This is a genomic window from Rhizobium sp. X9, from assembly GCF_018873185.1.
Lineage (GTDB): Bacteria > Pseudomonadota > Alphaproteobacteria > Rhizobiales > Rhizobiaceae > Agrobacterium > Agrobacterium oryzihabitans.
The window spans coordinates 518,937-544,559 of record NZ_CP071312.1 but is presented as its reverse complement, the minus strand read 5'-3'; the positions used below and the strand labels follow the sequence as shown (position 1 = coordinate 544,559).

Below are 25,623 nucleotides of genomic sequence, written 5' to 3'. Positions count from 1 at the left end.
AGGACATGTGGTGAAAACTTGTGCTCAGGCAACTGATGCACAAGGAACGTTCCAACGATGCAGCAACATCCGCTGGTCGCGATTTTGAACAGGCTCGGCGCTTTCGTGCTGGTCATGATCGCCCTGTCCATCATGATTTTCGTTCTCGCCCGCGTGGTGCCGGGTGATCCCGCCCGCATGGCGCTCGGCCCCGCGGCAACGCAGGAACAGGTGGATGCGCTGCGCGGCGAGATGGGTCTCGATAAGCCGCTCGCCGCCCAATATCTCGACTATATCGGCAATGCCCTGCACGGCGATCTTGGTTTCTCACTGGTTTCCCAGCGTCCGGTCACCACCGATCTGGCGCAGACCGTTCCCGCCACCGTCGAACTTGTTCTGGTCTCGGTCATCTTCATGTTTGCCGTCGCCATCCCGCTCGGCGTCATCACCGCGCATTACCGCGACCGGCCGCTCGACCATATCGGCCGCATCCTGTCGCTCACAGGCGTGACGATCCCGAGCTTTCTCTTTGCGATCACGCTGCAATTGCTCGCCGCCCGCTTTCTCTCCGGCTGGCCGATCATCGGCAGGCTCGATCACTCGCTCGGCTGGCAGGGCGGCCCGACGGGCTTCATCCTGATCGACGGGACGCTTGCCGGACGGTTCGATGTGGTGCTGGATGCGCTGAAGCACCTTGCGCTGCCGGCCTTTGCGCTCTCCATGGCCGGCATCGGCCAGATCACCCGCATCACGCGTTCCTCGATGATCGAGAACCAGCGCAAGGATCACGTGCTCACCCTGCAAAGCTTCGGCGTGCCGGAGCGGGTCATCATCTTCCGTTATCTCTTGAAGCTCTCCTCCATCGCGCCGCTGACGATCATGGGGCTCGAATTCGCCTCGCTGATCGGCAATGCCTTCGTGATCGAAATGGTCTTCGCCTGGGGCGGCTTCGCTTCCTACGGGCTGAACGCCATCCTGCAGAAAGACCTCAATGCCGTGACCGCCGTGGTGCTGGTGGCCGGCCTGTTCTTCATCGTTGCGAACCTGATCGTGGATGTCCTGATCTCGATCATCGATCCGCGCCTGCGCCGCAAGGAGGCTCGCTGATGGCTGATATGAAAATGCTCGAACCCACCGATCGCGGTTTAAGCGCCGGTTACATGATGTGGTACCGTTTCAGCCGCAACCCGGCGGCGGTCATCGGCTCGCTGATCCTCCTGTCGGTCTTGGTTCTGGCGATCTTTGCGCCCTGGCTCACGCCCTATCCCAAACATATCGGCGCTGTCGTCGATTTCCGTGCCCGCCACATGCCGCCGGATCTGGAGCACTGGTTCGGCACGGACAAGGCCGGACGCGACATTTTCTCCCGTACCGTCTTCGGGCTCAGGGTCTCGCTTCTTCTCGTCATCGGCGTGCTCGGCATTTCGGTTCCCGTCGGTACGGTGCTTGGCCTAGTCGCCGGGTATTTCGGTGGCTGGACTGAAAAAATCATCAGTGGACTGACGAATGTAATGCTGGCCATGCCGCCGCTCGTCATGGCGCTGGCGGTCTCCAACCTGCTGGAACCCACCTTGATGAACGCCATGATCGCGATCACGCTTCTGTGGTGGACCTGGCATGCGCGGCTGATCTATTCGGTGTCGAAATCCATCGCATCCGAGGATTATATCGAAGCCGCGCGTCTTGCCGGTGCCGGACCGCTGCACATTCTCTTTCGCGAAATCCTGCCCAATTGCGTCTCAGTCATATCAGTCAAGACGACGCTGGATGCGGCTTTCGTCATCCTCTTCGGCGCGACGCTGAGCTTCCTCGGTTTTGGCGTCAAGCCGCCGACCCCCGATCTCGGATCGATGGTTGCCGACGGGCGCCAGTTCATGCCGGATTTCTGGTGGGAAGTCCTCTGCCCCGGTGCGGCCGTGCTTTACGTGACGCTGGGTTTCAATCTGCTGGGCGACGGCCTGCGTGACATGTTCGACGTGGAAAGCTAAGCCATGACTGAACCGCTTCTCAAGGTCGAAAACCTCAACGTCACCTTCACCAATTATGGCCGCACGCGCCAGGTGTTGCGCGATGTCGCCTTTACGGTTGCCGCTGGTGAGCGCGTGGCGCTGATCGGTGAAACCGGATCGGGTAAATCCGTCACCGCCAAGGCGATCATCGGCACTTTGCCGAAGAATGCCTCGATCACCTCCGGTGCGATCGTGATCGATGGCCGGGATGTGCTCGCCATGCCGAGAAGGGAACGCGAGGCGCTGAAGGGCACGGCATTTTCGCTGATCATGCAGGACCCGCTGTCTTCCTTCAATCCGGTCTTCAAGATCGGCACGCATCTTGATGATGTCATGCGCTTTGCCGACAAACGCGATGGCATCAACTCGTCCAAGGCCGAGCGCCGCACCCGCATTGCGGCGGTTCTGCGCCGGGTGCAGCTTGCTGATACCGAGCGGGTGATGAATGCCTATCCGTCCGAGCTGTCTGGAGGCATGCGCCAGCGTGTGTTGATCGGGCTTGCGCTGCTGCACCAGCCGAAGCTCCTGATCGCCGATGAGCCCGGCACGGCGCTGGACGTCACCACGCAGGATGAAATTCTCAATCTCATCAACCAGCTGGTTGCCGAAGAAAACATGGCGCTGCTGATGATAACCCACAATCTCGGCGTCGTGCGCAAGGTGGCCGACAGGGTCGTGGTTATGCACCATGGCGATATCGTCGAGACCGGTCCCTGCGCGCAAATCCTGCATGCTCCCGCTGCGGATTACACGCGGTCGCTGCTGGATGCGGTGCCGCCGCTCTATGGCCCGCGCGTCACCGATCTGGCGCAGAGCACACGCTCGCCGATCGTCACCATCGAGGGGCTGAACAAGATTTACGGCAGACGCAACGGTTACCACGCCGTGCGCGACGTGAACCTGACGCTGAAGGATGGCGAGATTTTCGGTCTTGCGGGTGAATCCGGTTCCGGCAAGACCTCGGTCGCCCGCATGATCATGGGCCTTTCGCGTCCCACGTCTGGCAATCTTGTCATCGACGCCCCGGCACCAGAGCGCGGCAAACGGCTGACGCAGATCGTTTATCAAAATCCAGGCACGTCCCTCAATCCGAAGCGCACGGTGAAACAGACGCTGACCCTGCCGCTGAAATCCATCGGCATGGATGGGCAGGCGCGTGAAAGCCGTATGCAGGAACTGATGGGGCTGGTGCGGTTGCCGCAATCCTATCTCGGCAAATATCCGCACGAACTTTCCGGCGGCCAGAAGCAGCGCGTGGCGATAGCCCGCGCGCTGGCGGCGGAGCCGAAAATCCTCATCCTCGATGAGCCGACGGCCGCGCTTGATGTCTCCGTGCAGAAGACCGTTATCGACCTTCTGCTGCAGCTGCGGGAGGAGCTTGGCCTGACCTACCTGATGATCTCGCACGACCTGTCGCTGATGCGCAATTTCTGTTCGCGCATCGCCATCATGCTGCGTGGCGAGATCGTCGAGGAGGGGGTGACATCTGCGGTCTTCGCTGAGCCGTCGCATCCCTATACCCGCGCCCTGATCGCGGCGATCCCCGTCGTCACCGACGAGGAAGAGCGTCTGAAACCCACCGTGACCGAGGAAGAGCGCATGCGCTTCCTCGTAAAAACGACCGATTGATAAAAGAGGAGCCTGACGTGTATCGCGTTGGAATTGACGTCGGCGGCACGAATACCGATGCCGTTGTGTTACAGGATAAAACCGTTCTGGCGGGGGTGAAAGCCTCCACCACCGAAGATGTGACGTCCGGTGTCATCGAAGCCCTTGAAAAGGTGATCGGGGCGTCGGGCATCGACAGGGCACGCATCGGCGCCGTCATGATCGGCACCACGCATTTCACCAATGCGGTGATCGAGCGGCGGCATATGGACGAGGTGGCCGCCATCCGGCTCGGCCTGCCGTCGGGCGCTGGTCTGCCGCCCATGGTCGACTGGCCGGATGACCTCAGGGAAATCGTCGGCAACCATGGGTATCAGGTTCGGGGCGGATATGAATTCGACGGTCGTGAAATCTCAGCCCTTGATGAGGACGAAATCGTCCGCATCGCCGCCGACATCCGCGCCAAGGGCCTGAAGGCGGCCGCCGTCACCTGCGTTTTCAGCGGCATCAATGATGCGATGGAAGTGCGGGCGAAGGAGATCCTTCAGGAACGCTGCCCCGGCCTGCCGGTGGTGATGTCCAAGGATATCGGTCGGCACGGTCTGCTCGCCCGCGAGAGTGCGGCGATCATGAACGCCAGCCTCCTGTCGCTTGCCGACCGCACCGTTGCGGCTTTCGGCGAGGCGCTGAAGGCGGCGGGGATTACCTGCCCGTTCTACATCACCCAGAACGACGGCACGCTGATGGCGGCGGATGTGGTGCGCGGCTTCCCTGTGCTTACCTTCGCCTCCGGTCCGACGAACTCCATGCGTGGTGCTGCCTTCCTCACTGGCCTCAAGGATGCCGTGGTCGTGGATGTTGGCGGCACCACCTCCGATGTCGGGTCGCTGTCGCATGGCTTCCCGCGCCAGGCGTCCACGACGGTGGATATTGGCGGCGTGCGCACCAATTTCCGCATGCCTGACGTCTTCTCCATCGGTCTTGGCGGCGGGTCGCTGGTCGTCAATGGCGACCATGGCCTGACCGTCGGCCCGAAATCCGTCGGTTACCGCGTCCGCCGCGAGGCGCTCTGCTTCGGTGGCACGACCCTGACGGCAACCGATATCGCGGTTGCATCCGGCAAGGCGGATGTGGGCGAAAAGGCGCTGGTTTCCACTCTGGACAAGCGGCTGGTGGATGCTGCGGTCAAAAAAATCAACGACATGCTCGAGTCCTGCGTGGAACGCAGCCGCATTTCGTCATCGCCGGTGCCGGTGATCGCCGTTGGCGGCGGCTCCATTCTGATGCCTGACCGTATCGGTGATCTGGAGGTTATCCGGCCTGAGAATTTCGCGGTGGCGAATGCTGTCGGTGCGGCGATCGCGCAGATCAGCGGCGAGACGGACCGCGTCTTCTCGCTGATCGAGGGGCGCACGCGTGAGAGCGCGCTTGCCGAGGCCGAGGCCGAGGCACGCGAGAAGGCGATTGCGGCAGGCGCACTGGCCGAAACGCTGGAAGTCATCGAGCGCGAGGACATGCCGCTTGCCTATCTGCCCGGCAATGCCACCCGCATTCATGTGAAAGTCGTTGGAGAAATGGGAGCCAATCATGGCTGAGACGCGCAAGCTTAAATATGACGAAGCGGCATTGCGAACGCTGACCCGTGAAGATCTCGATGCGCTGGAAATCGGCGCCGGCATTCTCGGCACGGGCGGCGGCGGCAATCCCTATCTGGGCAAGCTGCTTGCACTCGAGGCCATGAAGGCCGGTTACGAGATGAAGATTCTTGCAACCGACGCCATCGAGCCGGACGCGCTCTGCATGTCCATCGGCGGCATCGGCGCACCTGTCGTTGGTGTCGAGCGCATTCGCGAAGGCCGTGAGGGCCTGCGTTGCCTCAGGGCGATGGAAGAGCTGATCCGCACCCCGGTCGACGCCATCGTCTGCGAGGAAATCGGCGGTTCCAATTCCATGAACCCGCTGGTCACTGCGGCGCTGGGCGGCCTGCCGATCCTCGATTGCGATGGCATGGGCCGGGCTTTCCCGGAAATGCAGATGACCACCTTCTCCATCTACGGCCACAGTTCCACGCCGTCGGTGATGTGCGATCTGCACGGCAATGCTGTTATCTTCAGCCACGCCGTTTCCGAAGTCTGGCACGAGCGCATGGCGCGCGCCTGCGTCGTTTCGCAGGGCGGCGGCGCGATGCTGGCGACCGCGCCGATGCAGGCGCATTACGTGCACCAATACGGCATTCCGAAAACCTACACCAAGGCGATCGCCATCGGTGAGGCGGTGATCCGCGCCCGCAAGCAGCAGGACGACCCGATTGCCGCGGTCTGTGCACTGGAAGGCGGAAAGCGCATCTTCAACGGCAAGATCACCGATCTGAAGCGCCACCTGCGTGGCGGTTTTGCGGTCGGCGATCTCACGCTCTCCGGCTTCGATGATTGCGCGGGCCAGACGGCGGGCGTCGCCATCCAGAACGAATTCCTGCTGTTCCGCCGTGACGGCAAGGTGGAAGTGACCGTGCCGGACCTGATCGTCCTGCTCGATGTCGACACCGGTTATCCGATCACCACCGAAGTGCTGCGCTACGGCCAGCGCGTGGCCGTCATCGCCATCCCCTGCCACGACCTGCTGCGCAGCGCCCGCGCGCTTGAGGTCGTTGGGCCGGCGGCCTTCGGTTACCCGGACATTCCTTTCTCACCGCTGCCCGTCCCGGTCAGCAAGGCTGCCTAACCATAAGCGGGGCCAATGACCCGCAATAAAGAGGAGAACGACAATGAAAATGAAAATGCCTGTACTTTCTTCCCGTCTCGCCGCGCTGGCGCTCGGCACGGCGCTCGTGCTGCCACTTGTGTCTTCCGCAGCCCTTGCGGAAGACAAGGTATCGGTCGCAGTCAATACCATGCAGATATTCAGCTCGCTCGACCCGGCGAAGGTGACCGATTATACCGGCTACATGGCCATCGTGAACATGTATGACGGCCTCACCACGGTGAACGCCAAGGGCGAAATCGTGCCGCATCTGGCGAAATCCTGGGAGATTTCCGAGGACGGCCTGACCTATACCTTCCATCTTCGCGACGACGCGAAGTTCCAGGACGGCACGGCGGTGAAGGCTGGCGATCTTGTCTGGTCGGTGCAGCGTCTGCTCGGCATCAACAAGGGCCCGTCGAACCTCATCGTCGGCGTGCTGAAGCCTGAGAACGTTACCGCACCTGATGATGCGACGCTCGTCATGAAGATCGAACGTCAGTTCTCGCCCTTCATGGCGGCCACGCCGCTGATGATGGCGCTGAACAAGACGCTCATCGAAACCAATGCCAAGCCCGAAGATAAATGGGGCGAGGCCTATGTCGGCGAACATTCCGCCGGTTCCGGCCCCTACAAGCTCGTCAGCTACAACCGTTCTGCCGATATGGTTATCGCCCGCAATGCGGACTATTTCCTTGGCTGGACCAAGGGCAAGCCGATCGATGAAGTGCGCTTCGTGCAGACGAGCGACGACGCCACTGTCAAGGCGCTGGCGGAAAAGGGCGAACTTGGCCTTTCCTCGCACGGTCTTGGCAACGACACCTATGAATCTATTGGCCGGATGAAGGGTTACAAGCTGATCCAGACCCGCACCGCCGGCGGTTTCGTCATCAAGCTCAACACCAAGGTCTATCCGACCGATGATGTCCACGTTCGTCGCGCCATTGCCTATGCGACCGACTACAAGACTATCCAGGAAGTGATCTATCCCGGTTTCGACATGCAGGGACCGCTCTCCGACGCCTTCAAGGACGCACATAATGGCGATATCCAGCCCGGCGTCTACGATCTGGAAAAGGCGAAGGAAGAACTGGCGAAGTCGAAATATGCCGGCCAGAAGATCACGCTGGTCAACAGCTATGTCGCTTCGCTGGCCTTTGAGGCGGAAGTGGCGCTGCTTTTGCAGTCCAGCCTCGAGCAGATCGGCATCACGCTCGATATCAAGCCGGAGCCGTGGAACCGCATCGTGGAGCTGTCCTCCAAGCCTGAAACGACGCCCGCATCGACGCAGGTGAACATCTCGCCCACCTATCCGTCGCCGGATGCGATGTTCTACAACCAGTACCATTCCAAGGCCTCCGGCACCTGGATGTCGATGGAATGGCTGCAGAACGCGGAAATCGACGGCCTCATCGACAAGGTCCGCGCCACCACCGATGTCGGCGAGCAGAACGCCACCTACAAGGAACTGCAGACGAAGATCGCCGATCTCCAGCCGGATGTCTGGGCGGTTGCACCGAACCGCCGTTATGCGGCGAACAAGTGCCTTCAGGGTTACGAGTTCATTCCCATGCAGAGCTGGGACCTGAACTTCTCCAACTTCCATTGGGACTGCAAGGCGGAGTGATTTCCGCCGCATGAAACCGGTCCCGCCTGAGGGCGGGGCCGATGAGACTTGGGACTTCAAAGGGAAGGAGCATCGCTTGCGCCGGAACGGCCGCGGCATGCCCGAGGATGACGCATGATCCAGGAATTTTCCGAAGACGATATCGAACCTCTTGCCACCGGCGCCTGGATTCTGGGAACCGGCGGTGGAGGCAATCCCTATATCTCGACGCTCAACCTGCGCCGTCTTTATGCCGAAGGCAGACGCGTGAAGGTCATGGATCCCATGGCGCTCGCCGATGACGACATGGTTGCCGTCGTCTCCAAGATGGGTGCGCCGCTTGTCGGTCAGGAGCGGCTGGGGGATCCCGTGCATCTCGCCCGCGCCGTCGAGGTGATGGAGGATTATCTCGGCAAGCCGTTCCGGGCGATCATGAGCGTGGAAATCGGCGGCTCGAATGCGCTTTCCTCCTTCCTCGCCGCCGCCGTGCTCGACCGGCCGGTCGTGAATGCCGATGCCATGGGACGCGCCTATCCCGAAGCGCAGATGACATCCTTCGCCATCGGCAACCTGCCGATGTTTCCGCTGTCGCTGGTCGATGTGCGCGACAATGAGGTGATCGTGACGCGTGCGGCTTCTTGGAAATGGATGGAGCGCATCTCGCGCAAGGTCTGCACCGAAGTCGGTTCCACCGCCGCCACCTGCAAGGCACCGCGCACCGGCAAGGAAGTCAAGGAATGGGGCATTCACTACACCGTCACCAAGGCGACCGAACTCGGGCGTGCGGTGATGGCAGCGCGTGCACGCCATGACGATCCGGTTCAGGCGGTTCTTGACCATGAGGGCGGCAAGCAGCTGTTCCGCGGCAAGGTGGTGGATGTCGCCCGCGAGACCACCGGTGGTTTCCTGCGCGGCAGCACGACCATTGAAGGTATCGATGCCGACCGCGGTTCGCGCATGAAGCTGGCCTTCCAGAACGAATGGGCGGTCGCCTTCCGCGATGGCCAGCCGGTCGCCATGACGCCGGACCTGCTCTGCCTTCTCGACACTGTCTCGGGCGGCGCCATTGGCACGGAATCGGTGCGTTACGGCCAGCGCGTCACGGTTGTCGCCCTGCCGGCGCCGGAGCTTTTGACGACACCTGCCGGCATCGCCGCCGTCGGCCCGCGCGCCTTCGGTTATGACATTGATTTCAGATCGGTATTCCCATGAAACGCATCGGTATTGACGTTGGCGGCACCAATACGGATGCCGTTCTGATCGATGGAGACACCATTGTCGCTTCCATCAAGGTTCCGACCACGCAGGATGTCCTCTCCGGCGTAAAGGCGGCGCTTGCCCATGTGGCGGGCCATGTCGGCGCGGCGGATCGCCCGATCGACGCGGTGATGATCGGCACGACGCATTTCACCAATGCGGTGGTGGAGCGTGCCCGGCTGGAGCGGGTTGCGGCCATCCGCATCGCGCTACCAACAGGTTCTTCGCTGCCGCCCATGTGCGACTGGCCGAGGGATCTGCACGAGGCCGTCGATCCGCTGATCTTCATGGTTCATGGCGGCCACGAATATGATGGCAGCCCGCTGGTGCCGATGATCCCGGATGAAATCCGTGAAGCGGCGATGAAAATCCGCGATGCGGGCATCACCTCCATCGCCATTTCCGCAACCTTTTCGCCGCTGACCACGGAGTGCGAGGTGAGGGCGGCGGAGATCGTCCGTTCGGTAATCCCCGATGCACGCATCACGCTTTCCCATACGCTCGGCCGCATCGGACTACTGGAGCGGGAAAATGTCGCTCTCCTGAACGCGGCGCTGCAGACGCTTGGCAAGACCACGGTACAGGCATTTTCGGATGCGCTGCGAGAAGCGGGTGTGAAGGCGCCGTTCTATCTGACCCAGAACGACGGCACCGTGGCGCTTGCGGATATCGCTGCTACCAACCCCGTGCACAGCTTCGCTTCCGGCCCGACCAATTCGATGCGCGGTGCCGCCTTCCTCACCGGGCTTTCCGACGCCATGGTGGTGGATGTCGGCGGCACCACCTCCGATATTGGTTGCCTTGTCGGCGGGTTCCCGCGTGAGGCGAACAATATCGTTCATATCGGCGGGGTGCGCACCCTTTTCCGCATGCCCGATCTTCTGCCGATCGCACTTGGCGGCGGCACCATTGTCGACCCGCAGACAGGCAAGATCGGCCCGCGCTCGGTGGGGTATCGCATCCTGACCGAAGCCCGCGTTTTCGGTGGCGAGACACTGACGACATCGGATATCGCCGTTGCCGCAGGCCTGATCGAGATGGGCGACAGGGATCGTGTTAAGGACCTCGATCCGGCATTCGTGCAGGCGACGCTCGGCCGTATCCGCGACATGGTGGCCGACAGTTTCGATCAGATGAAGACATCAGCCGAAGACGTGCCGCTGGTTGCGGTCGGCGGCGGCGCATTCCTGATACCGGAGCAGGTGCCGGGCGCATCCGAGGTGCTGCGTGTGGAAAATGCAGGTGTTGCCAATGCGCTGGGTGCAGCCATGGCGCAGGTTTCCGGCGAGGTGGATCAGGTCTTTTCCGGGTTGAGCCGCGACGAGGCCCTTGCGAAGGCCGAGACCGAAGCGCAGAACGCGGCGGTTGCTTCGGGAGCGGAGCGCGCGAGCCTCAAGACGCTTGAGGTGGAGGATATTCCGATCGCCTATCTGCCTGGCGGCGCGCGGCGGGTCCGCGTGCGGGTCATCGGCGATATCGCCTTTCATTGATGATTTAAGAGGCCCTGCCTGTGGCGGGGCGACAGTGGAGTGAGGACATGACGAAGATCGCATTGGCCATTCACGGTGGTTGCGGCGTGATGCCGGAGGACAGCATGACGCCGCAGGAGTGGGAGGCGGCGCGCCACGATCTGGCGGCGGCGCTGCGCGCCGGTTATGGCGTGCTGAAGGCTGGCGGCACTGCGCTGGAAGCGGTTGAGGCGGCGGTCGTCGTCATGGAAGACAGCCCGCATTTCAACGCAGGTCATGGGGCGGCGCTCAACGAGAATGGCGTTCACGAACTCGACGCGTCGATCATGGACGGCAAGACCCTGGCGGCAGGCGCGATCAGCGCCTCCCGCGCCATCCGCAACCCGGTAAAGGCGGCCCGGGCGCTCATGGAGGATGAACGCGCAGTCTATCTCACCGGTGAAGCGGCTGACCGGTTTGCGCAGGAGAAGGGGCTTGCCACGGAGCCTCAATCCTATTTCACCACGCAAAAGCGTGTCGAGGCGCTGACGGCCATGAAGGTCCATGCTGCATCTGGTACGGAAGCGACCGAAAACGAAAAGCACGGAACCGTCGGTGCGGTGGCGCTCGATGCGGCGGGGCATCTCGCAGCGGCGACCTCCACCGGCGGCTACACCAACAAGCCTGACGGCCGGGTGGGTGACAGCCCGGTGATCGGGGCCGGCACCTATGCCCGTAACGGTGTCTGCGCCGTTTCCGGCACCGGCAAGGGTGAATTTTTCATCCGTTATGTCGTCGGCCATGAGATCGCGTCCCGTGTCGCCTATCTCGGGCAGGATCTGGAAACCGCCGCCGGCAATCTCGTCCACAAGGATCTGGCGCCTTACGATATCGGCGCGGGCCTCGTCGCAATCGATGCTGAAGGCGGCATATCCGCGCCCTATAATACATCAGGCATGTTCCGGGGCTGGGTGACACCATCAGGAGAGGCCCGCGTTGCCACCCACGACAGGGTCTATGAGGTGGAATTGTAACCGGCAACCGAGCGGACCGCATGACAATGCAAAAAAAACCGGTGACATGAAGGCTTATCGGCGGCAAAAGGTCAGAACCGAAACCGGCTCGTCTTTCATCCATGGTGCTGGCCTCATGAATATCAAGCAGCTCGAAGTCCTGCGCACGCTTCTGTCCACCGGCTCGACCATCGCCACCGCCAAGGCCATGGGGCTCAGCCAGTCCGGTATCAGCCGGCTTCTGGCGCAGCTCGAGGCGGATCTGTCGCTGACGCTGTTTGCCCGCGACAAGGGGCGGCTGATCCCGACGCCGGAGGCGGCGCTTCTTGCCCGGGACGCGGAAAATGTGCTGCTTGCCGTCGACCGCATGTCCGGCCACGCCGAGGATTTGCGTAATGGCGCGGCCGGTCCGGAAATCGTCCGCATCGGCCTGCCGAGCAGCATGTGGGAGAATTTCGCGCCCGCCATGCTGATCGACTATGTCAGGGATTTCCCCGGTGTGCGCATCGAGACTTTTTTCGAAACGACCACTGCCATCAACAAGCTGGTTGGCGAGCGGGTGATCGATCTTGGTTTCCTGCGTATGGAAGGTGAGATCGGACCGGGCATCGATGTCGAGCGTGTTGCCACCGGCAAAAGCGTCTGCGTGGTCCGGCAGGATCACCCGCTGGCCGAGCTTGCCGAGATAACGGTGAAGGACCTGCGCAACGTTCCGCTTATTCTGATCGGTCGGCAGCGGCCGAACCGCATGGCGCTTGATCAGGTTTTCAAGAAGGCGGGCGTCAAGCCGATGGTGAAGATCGAAACCCACACCAACAGTTCCGCCTGCGCCTATGTCGCGCATGGGCTGGGCGTTACGATCATCAGCAGTTTTTATGCCAACCTCTACAGGCACCTTCCAGTCGTTGCGCGGCCCTTCATTCCGCAATCGACGCAGGAGTTCGGTCTTGCTCGGGCCTCGGGCGCACCGCTGTCCATTGCCGCGCAGGCACTTAGCGACGCCTTGAAGCAGCAGATCCAGCTTTCGCAAAAAATCGACTGAAAACAGGGTTTTTCGCGGGAAATCTCAATGTCCCTGTCAGGATGAAACGTGCCACCATTCTGCATAGATATATGACGTTTATGCATAATATTGCGTGTTATTTATCAATCCGTCATAGTCGCCAGCAACGAAACCGATAGAGGCGGGAGCACGTTCCCGGCCATCAATCGTGGGGAACCGATGATAAGATTCATACTGAGCCGTCTTTTGATGGCGCTGCCGACGATCGCCTTTGTGTCGATCACGGTCTTTGCGCTCATCCGCTTCATTCCGGGTGATCCGGCCGCCCTGATGCTGGGCGACATGGCGCAACCGGAACAGATCGAGGCGATGAGAACAGAGCTTGGCCTCGACAAGTCCATGCCGCAACAGTTCGTCATCTGGGCGGGCAATGTGCTACAGGGCGATTTCGGCCGCTCCATCGTCAATGACGAGGCAGTGCTTCCGCTGGTCGTGTCACGCTTCCTCGTCAGCGCCGAGATCGTCGTGGTCGCGGTGCTGCTCGCCAGCCTGATTGCGGTTCCGGCGGGTGTGATCGCCGCCTGGAAACAGAACAGCCTGACCGATCTCGCGCTGGTGGGAACGGCGACTCTCTTGTTGTCCATCCCGACATTCTGGCTCGGGCTTTTGCTTCTCTTGTTCTTCGGTCTCAAGCTCGGCTGGCTGCCGGTGCTGGGATACGTCTCGATCAGCGACAATCTCGTTGGCGGCATGCTCTATCTCGTCCTGCCGGTGATGACGCTGGTGATTCATGAAATGGGTGTTCTGATCCGCATGGCGCGCGCCTCCACGCTTGAGGTTCTGCGGCTGGACTATATCACCCATGCCCGCGCCAAGGGCCTTTCGGAAAGTGCGGTTCTCTGGCGGCACGCCTTCAAGAATGCCTTTGGTCCGACATGGACGATGATCGGCCTCATCCTCGGCAATCTTCTCGGTGGCATCGCGGTCATCGAGACGGTGTTCAGCATTCCGGGGCTCGGGCGGCTGATGGTCGACAGCATCTTCGCGCGTGACTACCCCGTCATACAGGGCTGCCTGCTGTTCGTTTCCCTGTCCTACGTGCTGGTCAATCTCTTCGTCGACCTTCTTTATCCCCTCTTCGATCCGCGTGTGGTTGCCGAATGAAAAAGTTCACACTCAACGGGCTTATCGGCGGCTTCCTCATCGCCCTCCTGCTCATCACCGCAGTGACCGGCCTGTTCTGGACGCCCTATGATCCGATGAAACTTGGTTTCGCCTCGCGTCTGGCCGCACCCGGCCCAAGCCATCTTCTCGGCACCGACGAGTTCGGGCGCGATGTTTTGAGCCGCCTGATGGTCGGCGCGCGCGCCAGCGTCTGGATTGGCTTCCTGACGGTCAGTTTCGCGACGATCTGCGGCACTTTGATCGGTCTTGTCAGCGGTTATGCGCGCGGCTGGGTGGATGGCGTCATCATGGCCGTCAACAATGCGCTTCTCGCCTTTCCGGGCATCCTATTGGCGCTCGGTCTTCTCGCGGTCTTCGGCGCCAACCAGTACGGCATCATCTTCGCGCTCGGCATCGCCTACACGCCGTCCATGGCGCGTGTGGTGCGCGGCGCGGTATTGTCGCTGCGTGAGCGCGAGTTCATCGAGGCATCGCTGGTGATGGGCAATGGCGAGATCTACACCATGTTCCGCCACATCCTGCCCAATTGCATAGCGCCGATCACGGTGCTCGCCACCTCCATGTTCGGCTGGGCTATCCTCTCGGAAAGTGCGCTGTCCTTCCTTGGCCTCGGCGTGCCGCCACCGGCCCCCACCTGGGGCAACATGCTGGCCGCCGGCCGTCCCTTCATCCAGCAGGCCGTCTGGCTCGGGCTTTTCCCCGGTCTCTGCATCGCGCTGACACTGCTTGGCATCAATCTTCTGGGCGATGCCCTTCGCGACAGGCTTGATCCGCGCATGAGAGGTCTCAAATGACTGTTAATACACTTCTCACCGTTCGCGGCCTTTCGCTCGAAGTCGCCAGAACGGGCCATCGGGTGGTCAAGGATGTCTCCTTCGATATTGCTGCGGGCGAAATCTTCGGCATCGTCGGCGAAAGCGGATCGGGAAAGACGCTGGCCACCCGCGCGCTCATCTCGCTTCTGCCTCCGGCGATCGCCGTTACCGGCGGATCGGTCGTCTACAAGGGAAAGGACGTGATGTCCCTGCCGGTCAGGGAACTTCGACGCCTGCGCGGCGCGGAGATCGGCGTCGTTTTCCAGGAGCCGATGACCTCTCTCAATCCGTCGATGACAATCGGCCGGCAGCTGGAAGAAGGCCTGATCCTTCACACGAAACTGTCGCCGGAAGAGCGCCGCGAGAAAATTCTCGACATGCTGAAGCGGGTCGGCATCCGCGATCCCGAAGGCGCGCTTGTTGCCTATCCACATGAGTTTTCCGGCGGTATGCGCCAGCGCATCATGCTGGCCTCGGTCATGCTTCTGAAGCCGGCCTTGCTGATCGCCGACGAGCCGACGACGGCGCTCGATGCCGTCATCCAGCGCGACGTCATGGAACTGATGGTCGAATTGACGCGGGCGGAAGGGACTGCCGTCCTCCTCATCAGTCACGATCTGCCGATGGTGGCGCGTTATACGAGCCGTATCGTGGTAATGGAAAAGGGCGCGATCGTCGAACAGGGCAGAACCGAAGACCTGCTGGACGCGCCGCAGCATCCCTATACGAAAAAGCTGCTTTCCTCACTGCCCTTCCGGGGCGAGCCGCGTGTCGTCGACACCAGCAAGGCGCCGATGGTTTCAGCCAGAAACATCGTCGTCGATTATCCCGGTCGCAAGTCGCTGCTCAAGAAAGCCAAGCCGAAGCGGGCGCTGCACGGCGTCAGCATCGATATTCACGAAGGTGAAGTTGTGGCGCTCGTGGGTGGCTCCGGCTCCGGCAAGACCACGCTTGGCCGCACCATCGCCGGTCTCGTGCAGGAAAGCGAAGGGCAAATCCGGTTTCAGGGGCGGCAGCGCAACGAGGACTGGAACGACTATCGCCTGAATTGCCAGATGGTGTTTCAGGATCCCTATTCCTCGCTCGATCCGCGCATGACCATTCAGGCGCTGGTGGAGGAGGCGTTGCGCCTCGTGCCCGGTCTCGACCAGGCCGCCAAGCGCAAGCGGGCGCTGGAAACGCTGGAAGAGGTGGGGCTTGGCGCCGACTATGCCGCCCGTTACCCGCATGAGCTTTCCGGCGGCCAGCGCCAGCGCGTGGCGATTGCCCGCGCCATTGCCCGTCGTCCGCGGTTTCTGATCGCCGACGAACCGGTTTCAGCACTTGACGTGACGGTGCGGGCGCAGGTGCTCGATCTCTTTTCCGATCTGCAGAAACGTTACGGTTTCTCCTGCCTGTTCATCAGCCACGATCTCGGCGTGGTCGAACAGGTGGCGGACCGCGTCGTCGTCATGCAGGACGGCCGCATCATCGAAGAGGGCGACCGCGACACGATTTTCGACAGCCCGAGAGAGGCCTACACACGCCGGCTCCTCTCGGCCATTCCCGCCCTCGACCAGAATGAAAAGGGCGGTGTGACACTCAAATGGCGTCTGGAAGAAGAAGTTTAACAGGAAGATGACAATGACTGTGGCTGCCCAACTGAATGCTATCTGTGATTCACAGCCTTTCGTGACACGTTTCATGGTGCGCAATCTCCTGACCGGCGAAGAGATCGGGCGGGGAGAAAACGAGGAGACGCCATCGGGCAGCACCCGCAAGACGTCGATCATGATGGCCGTGCTCAAGGCGGCCAGCGAAGGGCGGATCGACCTCGACCAGCCCGTCACCTATGAAAAGCGGCTGGCGGAAGAAGTGGCGAGCGGCATGTTCCGTTATATGACGCCGGGCATCGTCATTTCGCTTCGCGATGCCGTCGCCGGCATGATGGTGCTGAGCGACAATGTCTGCACCAAGATGGTGCTGGAAAGGCTGACGCTGGAAGAGGTGGACGGCTATTGCAAATCGCTCGGCATGGCCAATACCCACCACCGTTTCCTCATTCCGCCGCTAGCGCTGGCGGCGGATCATCCGTTGAAAACCGTCACCACCACCTCGGCTGCGGACCAGGTTCTGCTGCTTCAGACCATTCTCGATGCGCAATCCTCGCTCGAGGCGCAGGCAAAGCTCGGCTGCAGCCCGCAATTGTGCGAGTGGGCGATGCAGACGCTGAAAAACCAGATATTGCGCTATGGAATCCGCTCCCGCCTGCCTTTCGAGGCGATGGTGGCGAGCAAAAGCGGACGCGGCAAGCGCGGGCGTATGGATGCCGGCATCGTCTACAGAAACGGCGCGCCGTCTTTCATCATCACCGCCTATACCGACGAGGTGCCGCAGGTCATGCCTGACGGCACGCCGGGATACACCGTCGCGCTCGAAACAATCGGCCGGCTGGCACAAGCCTGCTGGGACGGCTTTTAATCAAACACGATCAACGACAACAAAGAGGGTAGAACAGTGAAAAAACTTCTTCTCGCAGGCGCGGCCCTGCTCGTAACAGCCAATATCGCAGCGGCCCGCGATATCACCATCGCGCAAAGTTCCGATCTGCGCAGCAGCAATCCCGGGGTCAACCGTGACGGCAATACGGACGGTGTTATCCTGCACATCGTCGAAGGCCTCGTCGGTTACAACAATGGCGGTGAAGTAAAGCCGCTGCTTGCCGAGAGCTTCGAGGTTTCGCCAGATGGTCTCACCTATACATTCAAGCTGCGCACGGATGTGAAATTCCATAACGGCAAGCCGCTCACCGCGGAGGATGTCGTCTGGAACTGGACGCGCTACCTGAAGCCGGAAACCAAATGGGCCTGCCTGAATGATTTCGTGGAAGGCGGCGCCTCGCATGTCACCGGCGTCAAGGCCACCGATGCATCCACGGTTGAGATTGCGCTTGAGAAGCCGTCCGCCGTTTTCCTCGGCCTGATGTCGCGGCCCGAATGCGGTTATACCGGCATGATCTCGCCGGAATCCGTTGCGGCTGACGGCAGCTTCGTCAAGCCCATCGGTACCGGCCCGTTCCAGTGGGACGAATGGAAGAAGGGTGAATATATCCGCCTCGCCAAATTCGCGGATTATGTTTCGCCGGCAAATGACGGCAAGCCGGACGGCATGGTCGGTTCCAAGCGGCCTCTAGCCGACGGCATCAAGTTCATGGTTATTCCGGACGCCTCGACCGTGAAGGCGGGCCTCGAATCCGGCGTGCTCGACACCGCCGAGATTTCTCCCGATCTCATTCCGGAGTTCAAGACCAATGAGAAGATGCAGCTCATTGTCGCCCGCAACAACGGCAAGAACCTGTTCTATATCCAGACCCGCGACAAGGTGCTGAGCAATCCCGGCGTGCGCCGCGCCATGGCGATGGCACTCGATCTCGACGAACTGGTCGCCGCCGCATCGAACGGTACGGGCGAAGCCAATGGTTCGATGGTTTCGCAGGACTCGGTCTATTTCGACGAGACGCAGAAGAAGCGTCCGGCCTATGACATCGAGGCGGCGAAGAAGGAACTGGAGGCAGCCGGTTACAAGGGCGAGCCGATCTCGATCATCGCCAACAAGCGCGGCAACGTGCCGAGCTTCCCGGCCGCCGTCATGGCGCAGGCCATGATGCAGCAGGCGGGTCTCAACGTACAGATCGAGGTGCTGGATTACGCCACGCAGGTGGATCGTCGCCGTTCCGGCAATTATCAGGTGATCTCGCAGTCGGTCGCCCCGCGTCTCGATCCGGCCCTGATGTATGCCTTCTACGTCGGCAACAAGGACAAGAACGCCTCCCTGATGTGGGATGATCCGAAGGCTATCGAGCTGATGAAGGCCGCCTATGTCGAGGCCGACCAGACCAAGCGCCAGAAGATTTTCGACGAGTTCCATGAGCTGATGCTGAAGGAAATGCCCGGCATCTTCCTCTACGACATGGTCGATGTCTGGGGCGCTACGAAGAAGCTCAAGGGCCAGCCGGTCTGGCAGTCGAACGCCCGCCTCTGGGAAGTCTCGGTCGATAACTGACCCAATATCGCCCGCGCCGGACGCAAAGCCTGGCGCGGGCATTTTCCATCATAGACCGTAATGATTTGGCGGCCCTCCGCCGAAGCGTTTGCGTGCGCCCTTAAAGGGCAGGAATGCGAGGACAAGCCATGAACCGTGAAGCCGTGATGTCGATTGCCGCCAAGATCGAGGCAATGAAGCCCGATTTCACCAGAATGAGCGACAGCATCTGGGATTTTGCCGAACTCAAATTCGAGGAAAAGCAATCGGCCGGGATGCTTGCAAGTGCGCTTGAGGAGAATGGCTTTGCGGTGCGCCGCGGCGTTGCGGGCATGGACACGGCCTTCATCGGCGAATTCGGCGCCGGCAAACCGGTCATCGCCCTGCTTGGTGAATTCGACGCGCTGGCCGGCATGAGCCAACTCGCCGATGTGGCTGAGGTTCAACCGCGTGAACCCGGCGCCACTGGCCATGGCTGCGGCCACAATCTGCTCGGGGTCGGTTCGCTGATGGCCGCCATCGCGCTCGCCCGGTATCTCAAAGCCAACAATCTGCCCGGCACCGTGCGCTATTATGGCTGCCCCGGTGAAGAGGGCGGTTCCGGCAAGACCTTCATGGTCCGCGCCGGTCTGTTTGACGATGTCGATGCGGCGCTGACCTGGCACCCGGCGCCCTTCAACGGCGTGCGCTCCACCAACAATCTCGCGGTTCTGGAATATTTCTACCGTTTCAAAGGCGTCGCTTCCCATGCCTCCAACGCCGCCCATCTCGGCCGCTCGGCGCTCGATGCCGTTGAACTGATGAATGTGGGCGTCAACTTTCTGCGCGAACACATGCCGCAGGACTGCCGGGTGCATTATGCCATCACCGATACCGGCGGCAAGGCGGCGAATGTGGTGCAGGCAAAGGCGGAAGTACTCTATCTGATCCGTGCACCGGAAATGCGCCAGGCGCTCGATCTCGCTGCAAGGGTGGACAAGGTCGCGCGTGGTGCTGCCATGATGACCGAAACGGAAGTGGAGATCGTCTTTGATACTGCCTCCACCAATCTCCTGCCCAACATCACGCTTGAAACCGCAATGCATGAAAACATGGTGGCGCTCGGACCCATCGCCTTTGACGAAGCGGATATCGCCTTCGCCAAACGCATTCAGGATACCTTCACCGAAGAGGCGATCAAAAGCAGCATCGGGCTTTATCAGATCAAGGGCGATGTCTTTTCCAATCGGAAGATCGACGGGTCGATGCCGCTGCATCTCGGCCTGCGCGATTTCGAAGGCGAGTCGCATTTCCGGGCGGGATCGACCGATGTCGGTGATGTCAGCTGGGTGACGCCGACCGCGCAGTGCTGGACGCCCGCATGGGCGATCGGGACCAATCCGCATACGTGGCAGGTGGTGGCGCAGGGCAAAAGCCCGGCCGCCCACAAGGCCATGGCGCATGCCGCCAAAACGCTCGCATCGACCGGCCTTTCGCTGATGACCTCGCCCGAACTGCTAGAAAGCGTCAAGAATGAATGGCGGGAGAAGACCGAAGGCAGCGATTATGTCTGCCCCATTCCGGCGGATGTCATGCCCGGTTCGCACGGCTGAAACACGCACGTTCCGGCGTCCGTCTCAACGGAGGTCTGCGGGTCCGAGATTGAAAGCGGACCTTTCACCATACTCGACGTCATCCTCGGACTTGATCCGAGGATCCATAATTTCAACGGCTTATGGATCCTCGCCTCAAGGGCGAGGATGACGCAGGAGGGGTTTGGCACCCCTATCGGCATCCGCCTTCGAGGCCCTTCCCCTCCAAAACCCCCGATTATCACCGCCTTGTGTGCCGCTTCGCCGACCGGCCGCGAAGAAACCATTGACGTTCGAACTAAAAATGGAATAAATATACCGAACAACAGAAAATCGGTTTCATTATTCCGTTTTCTGAATGTGAGGAGGTAGCGACGGGCTCTAGGGTCCGTTTCCGGCTGGGAGAGGTGGCGCCGGACACCACGGAGGAGAAAACAATGAAAAAGCTTATCATCAGTGCGGCCATGTCTGTGCTTTTGGGCACGGCGGCACATGCCGAGACCGTCGGTGTTTCGATGGCCCTGTTCGACGACAACTTCCTGACCGTGCTGCGCAACGGCATGCAGGATTATGCCAAGGAACAGAAAGGCGTCACCCTGCAGGTTGAGGACGCGCAGAACGACGTTGCCAAGCAGCAGAGCCAGATCCAGAATTTCATCGCCTCCAAGGTGGATGCGATCATCGTCAACCCGGTTGACACGGATGCGACGGCAGCCATGTCGAAGCTTGCCGCCGACGCGAAAATCCCGCTGGTCTACGTCAACCGTCAGCCGGTGAACGTGGACACCCTGCCCGATGGCCAGGCCTTCGTGGCATCGGAAGAAACCGTTGCCGGCACGCTGGAAACCAAGGAAGTCTGCCGCCTTCTCGGTGGCAAGGGCAAGGCCGTGGTCATGATGGGCGAATTGTCCAATCAGGGCGCGCGGATGCGCACGCAGGCCGTTCACGATGTTCTGAAGACCGATGAATGCAAGGGCATTTCGGTGGTTGAAGAGCAGACGGCAAACTGGCAGCGCACGCAGGGTGCTGACCTTGTTACCAACTGGCTGTCCAGCGGTATCGAGTTCAACGCCGTCATCGCCAACAACGATGAAATGGCGATCGGCGCGATCCAGGCCCTGAAGGCCGCAGGCAAGGACATGAAGGAATATGTCGTTGCCGGTGTGGACGCCACGCAGGACGCACTTGCCGCCATGCAGGCGGGCGATCTCGATGTGACGGTGTTCCAGGATGCTGCGGGCCAGGGCAAGGGTGCTCTCGACGCCGCGCTGAAGCTCGTCAAGGGCGACAAGGTGGAGAAGAAGGTTTACATTCCTTTCCAGCTCGTCACGCCGGAAAACGTCAAGGACTACGTGGCCAAGAACTGACGAAACCGGTTCCGGCATTTGCCACCGTTTAAATCAATCTCGGAAGCAAATGCCGGATCTGGACGGCTTGCGGAGCTTATGCTCCGGGCCAGGTAGAGTAATAGAATTTCAGTGAATTCAAAGTGTTACAGCGCCTTTGTGTCATAACCGACACGGCGCTGTGAGCCTCCCCGGAAAACGGACGCCGTTGGGCAGAGCCATTTTTCCGGTTATTTTTGTCTATTGTGGAGGGTGAGATGGTCGTCAGTCCATCGACAATGGCCGCCGTGCGTGCCAGCGGCGCCGTGCCGAATGCAGAATTTCTTCTCGCCGCGGACGGTATTCGCAAGGAATTTCCCGGCGTCGTCGCGCTTGATGACGTTTCGTTCCACCTCAAGCGCGGCACCGTGCATGCGCTGATGGGCGAGAACGGCGCCGGCAAATCGACGCTGATGAAGATCCTCGCGGGTATCTATCAGCCCGATGTCGGTGAAATTCGCCTGAAGGGGGCTGCCATACGCCTCGATTCACCGCTCGACGCGCTCGAAAACGGTATTGCGATGATCCATCAGGAACTCAACCTGATGGCCTATATGACTGTCGCGGAAAACATCTGGATCCGCCGCGAGCCGAAAAACCGGCTGGGCTTCATCGACCATGGTGAAATGTATCGCCGCACGGAGACGCTGCTGGAAAGGCTCGGCATCGATCTCGATCCGGAAACGCGCGTCGGCGAATTGTCGGTCGCAAGCCGCCAGATGGTCGAGATCGCCAAGGCGGTTTCCTACGATTCCGACGTTCTCATCATGGACGAACCGACATCGGCGCTGACGGAGCGTGAGGTCGAGCATCTTTTCCGCATCATCCGGGATCTCAGGGAACGCGGTATCGGCATCGTCTACATCACCCACAAGATGAACGAGCTGTTTGAGATCGCCGACGAGTTTTCCGTCTTCCGCGACGGCAAGTATATCGGCACCCACGCTTCCACCGATGTGACGCGTGACGACATCATCCGCATGATGGTGGGCCGCGAAATCACGCAGATGTTTCCGAAGGAAGAGGTTCCGATCGGCGACGTGGTGCTGTCGGTCAAGAACCTGACGCTCGACGGCGTGTTCCGTGACGTTTCCTTCGAGGTGCGCGCCGGTGAAATTCTCGGCGTGGCGGGCCTCGTCGGCTCGGGCCGCTCCAATGTCGCCGAAACGGTGTTTGGCGTAACGCCCGCATCCTCGGGCACGGTTGCAATCGACGGCAAGGCGGTTTCCATCGCCAGCCCGACAGAGGCTATCCGTCATCGCATGGCGTTTTTGACGGAGGACCGCAAGGATACCGGATGTCTGCTGATCCTCAACATTCTGGAGAACATGCAGATCGCGGTCCTGCAGGACAAATATGTCGCCAATGGCTTTGTACAGGAAAACGCGCTTTCGGATGCCTGCGAGGAAATGTGCCGCAAGCTGAGGGTCAAGACGCCGCATCTATACGAGCGTATTGAGAATCTGTCGGGCGGTAACCAGCAGAAGGTGCTGATCGGCCGCTGGATGCTGACCAAGCCGCGCATTCTTATTCTGGACGAGCCGACGCGCGGCATCGATGTCGGGGCGAAGGCTGAAATTCACAAGCTGGTTGGCGAGATGGCGCGTCAGGGCGTCGCCGTCATCATGATTTCCTCCGAAATGCCGGAGGTTCTGGGAATGAGCGACCGCATCATGGTCATGCATGAAGGTCGGGTGACGGGCTTCCTTGATAGAAGTGAAGCCACACAGGTGAAAGTGATGGATCTCGCATCGCGGTGAGGCGCGCCGGGATTTCTCGAGGAGGAACACGCAATGAATACGAACGCCGCCGCCAACGCAGAGTTGGACGCAAAATCCGGACGCAAGCCGCATAGGCGCATTCCACCGGAAGCGAATATATTTTTCATCTTGATCGGCATCGCGCTGGTTTACGAGCTGCTCGGCTGGATTTTCATCGGCCAGAGCTTTCTGATGAACCAGCAGCGCCTGACGATCATGATCCTGCAGGTGTCGGTCATCGGCATCATTGCGGTCGGCGTCACGCAGGTCATCATCACCGGCGGCATCGATCTGTCCTCCGGGTCGGTCGTCGGCCTGACGGCGATGTTATCCGCCAGCGTCGCGCAATCCTCGACATGGCCGCGCGCCCTTTATCCGGGCCTCACAGATCTGCCTTTCTTCATACCGCTGGCTGTCGGCATATTGGCCGGGGCTTTGGCCGGGTTCATCAACGGACAGCTTATCGCCCGCACCAAGATTCCGCCCTTCATCGCGACGCTTGGCATGATGGTGACGGCGCGTGGCCTTTCCAAATGGTACACGAAGGGCCAGCCGATTTCCGGTCTGACCGACGGTTTTACCTTCATCGGCACGGGTGTCTGGCCTGTCGTGGTATTTCTCGCCGTCGCGGTCATCTTCCATATTGCGCTTCGTTACACGCGCTATGGCAAGTTTACCTATGCGATTGGCGCCAACCAGCAGGCAGCCCGCGTTTCCGGTATCAACATCGAGGCGCATCTGATCAAGGTCTATGCCATTGCCGGCATGCTCGCAGGTCTTGCCGGCATCGTCACGGCCGCCCGCGCGCAGACGGCGCAGGCCGGCATGGGCGTGATGTATGAACTGGACGCCATTGCAGCGGCCGTTATCGGCGGCACGTCGCTCGCCGGTGGCGCCGGCCGCATTACCGGAACGGTGATCGGCACCATCATTCTCGGTGTCATGACGTCCGGTTTCACGTTCCTCAGGGTCGACGCCTACTACCAGGAGATCGTCAAGGGTCTCATCATCGTGGCTGCCGTCGTTGCCGACGTCTACCGCCAGAAGAAACGCGCAAAGCGCTGAACACTCCTCCTCCCGGACTTGGGGCAAGCTTCCATGCTTGCCCCTTTTTTTATGTTCTGGCGAGAAGGAGCTGATTTGTGTTGGAGCGCAGGGCGGACGCTCTCAGGCCTTGCTGTTTCGGTATTCGTGAACGGCCTTGCCGAAGGCTTCGAACAAAGCGCGCGATGGCGCGTCCGTCTCGGCCCAATATTCCGGATGCCATTGCACGCCGACGGCGAAACCCTTGGCGTCAATGACCGAAACGGCCTCGATCGTGCCGTCCGCTGCGGTTGCCTCCACCTGCAGGCGCGGCGCCGTTTCAGCAATTGCCTGCCGGTGCAGTGAATTGATCTGTATTTCACCCGACATGCCGAGATGCTGCGCAATGCAGGAGCCTTCCCGCACATGCACCGGCTGGCGGATCGCGAAGGCCACGTCGCGGTCGTCATGTTCCGGCTTACGATGGTCCCAGATGCCGGGCTGTTCCTGAATTTCGGAAGCAAGCGTGCCGCCCAGCGCCACGTTCAGCTCCTGAATGCCGCGACAGATGGCGAGCATTGGAATGCCGCGTTCGATGGCGCGATGGATCAGTGGCAGGCTGGTGGCGTCACGGGCCTGATCGAAGGGGCCGTCGCTATCCTGCGCTTCCTTTCCGTAAAGGGAAGGGTGCACATTGGTGGCGGAACCGGAGACGAGCAGGCCGTCCACACGGTCGAGGATGGCGTCCACCTCGTTGCCGTCCTCGAAGGCCGGAATGATGAAGGACATGACGCCCGCCACCTTCAACGCGGCGGCAAGATACTGGTTCTGCGCCGCGTGCCAGTCGGCTCCGGTGAAATGCCGGATGTCGGCGGGAACGGCGATAATCGGTTTTGGCATGATGGCTCCGGGGCGAATCTCCAAAAATTTGTGCGACTGCCGGCGGGCCAAGTCAAGCATGCCTTTTGCGTTCTGTCGGCAATGTATGCGCCTAAAGTATAAGGCGGGGTCATGATATTTCAGTTGCAAATAAAATAGAGAGGAGACTTCCGGAAATTTCTCCAAAAGGCCGGTTTGTGTGCGGTTAATTCTTGGCGCGGGTGCTTGTCAGCCGGGCGGTAACCGTGCTTACTTTGCTGCGATGCCTGAACAGCAAAGAGGGGAATTCAAAGCTGCGGGCAGCGTTCATATCTGGGAGGATA

20 protein-coding genes are annotated in these 25,623 nt (G+C 60.8%); 19 read left to right on the top strand and 1 reads right to left on the bottom strand.

Annotated elements, in window-relative coordinates; translation table 11 throughout:
- The first annotated feature begins 57 nt into the window (after positions 1-57).
- From JZY08_RS17440 to JZY08_RS17350, 19 genes are all read left to right on the top strand, one after another.
- A complete protein-coding gene (locus JZY08_RS17440) occupies positions 58-1,086 on the top strand; it encodes an ABC transporter permease (protein ID WP_003500503.1) in 1,029 nt (342 codons plus the stop codon).
- On the top strand, positions 1,086-1,967 hold the full coding sequence (locus JZY08_RS17435) for an ABC transporter permease (protein ID WP_019564714.1): 882 nt from the start codon (positions 1,086-1,088) through the stop codon (positions 1,965-1,967). The genes JZY08_RS17440 and JZY08_RS17435 overlap by 1 nt, the downstream gene beginning before the upstream one ends.
- A 3-nt stretch (positions 1,968-1,970) precedes the next feature.
- Positions 1,971-3,617: an ABC transporter ATP-binding protein gene (gene nikE / locus JZY08_RS17430; protein ID WP_216332813.1), complete on the top strand. Its 1,647-nt coding sequence runs from the start codon at positions 1,971-1,973 to the stop codon at positions 3,615-3,617.
- Between the two features lie 17 nt (positions 3,618-3,634).
- Positions 3,635-5,191: a hydantoinase/oxoprolinase N-terminal domain-containing protein gene (locus JZY08_RS17425; protein WP_216332811.1), complete on the top strand. Its 1,557-nt coding sequence runs from the start codon at positions 3,635-3,637 to the stop codon at positions 5,189-5,191.
- Complete coding sequence (locus JZY08_RS17420; protein ID WP_216332808.1) at positions 5,184-6,317, top strand: DUF917 domain-containing protein; 1,134 nt, start codon at positions 5,184-5,186, stop codon at positions 6,315-6,317. Before JZY08_RS17425 ends, JZY08_RS17420 begins: the two co-directional genes overlap by 8 nt.
- A gap of 49 nt (positions 6,318-6,366) precedes the next feature.
- On the top strand, positions 6,367-7,962 hold the full coding sequence (locus tag JZY08_RS17415; protein ID WP_216333438.1) for an ABC transporter substrate-binding protein: 1,596 nt from the start codon (positions 6,367-6,369) through the stop codon (positions 7,960-7,962).
- A 114-nt stretch (positions 7,963-8,076) separates the two neighbouring features.
- Positions 8,077-9,153, top strand: coding sequence for a DUF917 domain-containing protein (locus JZY08_RS17410; RefSeq protein WP_216332805.1), 1,077 nt, complete (start codon positions 8,077-8,079; stop codon positions 9,151-9,153).
- Entirely contained in the window at positions 9,150-10,688 is a 1,539-nt protein-coding gene (locus tag JZY08_RS17405; protein ID WP_216332803.1) for a hydantoinase/oxoprolinase N-terminal domain-containing protein, read from the top strand. Before JZY08_RS17410 ends, JZY08_RS17405 begins: the two co-directional genes overlap by 4 nt.
- 47 nt (positions 10,689-10,735) lie before the next feature.
- The gene (locus tag JZY08_RS17400; RefSeq protein ID WP_216332801.1) at positions 10,736-11,680 is read left to right on the top strand and encodes an isoaspartyl peptidase/L-asparaginase family protein; all 945 of its coding nucleotides are present in this window, start codon (positions 10,736-10,738) and stop codon (positions 11,678-11,680) included.
- 115 nt (positions 11,681-11,795) lie between these two features.
- The gene (locus JZY08_RS17395) at positions 11,796-12,701 is read left to right on the top strand and encodes a LysR family transcriptional regulator (RefSeq protein ID WP_216333437.1); all 906 of its coding nucleotides are present in this window, start codon (positions 11,796-11,798) and stop codon (positions 12,699-12,701) included.
- A gap of 180 nt (positions 12,702-12,881) precedes the next feature.
- Positions 12,882-13,826 carry an ABC transporter permease gene (locus JZY08_RS17390; RefSeq protein WP_216332799.1) on the top strand — a complete coding sequence of 315 codons (945 nt, stop codon included), beginning with the start codon at positions 12,882-12,884 and terminating at the stop codon, positions 13,824-13,826.
- Positions 13,823-14,641, top strand: coding sequence for an ABC transporter permease (locus tag JZY08_RS17385; RefSeq protein ID WP_216332796.1), 819 nt, complete (start codon positions 13,823-13,825; stop codon positions 14,639-14,641). The genes JZY08_RS17390 and JZY08_RS17385 overlap by 4 nt, the downstream gene beginning before the upstream one ends.
- The gene (locus JZY08_RS17380; protein WP_216332794.1) at positions 14,638-16,272 is read left to right on the top strand and encodes an ABC transporter ATP-binding protein; all 1,635 of its coding nucleotides are present in this window, start codon (positions 14,638-14,640) and stop codon (positions 16,270-16,272) included. Before JZY08_RS17385 ends, JZY08_RS17380 begins: the two co-directional genes overlap by 4 nt.
- Before the next feature lie 13 nt (positions 16,273-16,285).
- A complete protein-coding gene (locus JZY08_RS17375; RefSeq protein WP_216332792.1) occupies positions 16,286-17,122 on the top strand; it encodes a serine hydrolase in 837 nt (278 codons plus the stop codon).
- 36 nt (positions 17,123-17,158) lie between these two features.
- A complete protein-coding gene (locus tag JZY08_RS17370) occupies positions 17,159-18,703 on the top strand; it encodes an ABC transporter substrate-binding protein (protein ID WP_216332790.1) in 1,545 nt (514 codons plus the stop codon).
- Positions 18,704-18,831: 128 nt separating this feature from the next.
- Positions 18,832-20,274 (top strand): M20 family metallopeptidase, encoded by a 1,443-nt coding sequence (locus tag JZY08_RS17365; protein WP_216332789.1) that lies wholly within the window; start codon positions 18,832-18,834, stop codon positions 20,272-20,274.
- A gap of 416 nt (positions 20,275-20,690) precedes the next feature.
- Positions 20,691-21,620, top strand: coding sequence for a sugar ABC transporter substrate-binding protein (locus JZY08_RS17360; RefSeq protein ID WP_035243545.1), 930 nt, complete (start codon positions 20,691-20,693; stop codon positions 21,618-21,620).
- 236 nt (positions 21,621-21,856) lie between these two features.
- A complete protein-coding gene (locus tag JZY08_RS17355) occupies positions 21,857-23,398 on the top strand; it encodes a sugar ABC transporter ATP-binding protein (RefSeq protein ID WP_216332788.1) in 1,542 nt (513 codons plus the stop codon).
- A gap of 33 nt (positions 23,399-23,431) precedes the next feature.
- The gene (locus JZY08_RS17350; RefSeq protein ID WP_216332786.1) at positions 23,432-24,463 is read left to right on the top strand and encodes an ABC transporter permease; all 1,032 of its coding nucleotides are present in this window, start codon (positions 23,432-23,434) and stop codon (positions 24,461-24,463) included.
- Positions 24,464-24,565: 102 nt separating this feature from the next.
- On the opposite strand, the gene JZY08_RS17345 is transcribed toward JZY08_RS17350, so the two are convergent.
- Positions 24,566-25,321 carry a gamma-glutamyl-gamma-aminobutyrate hydrolase family protein gene (locus tag JZY08_RS17345; RefSeq protein ID WP_216332785.1) on the bottom strand — a complete coding sequence of 252 codons (756 nt, stop codon included), beginning with the start codon at positions 25,319-25,321 and terminating at the stop codon, positions 24,566-24,568.
- Between the last annotated feature and the right edge of the window lie 302 nt (positions 25,322-25,623).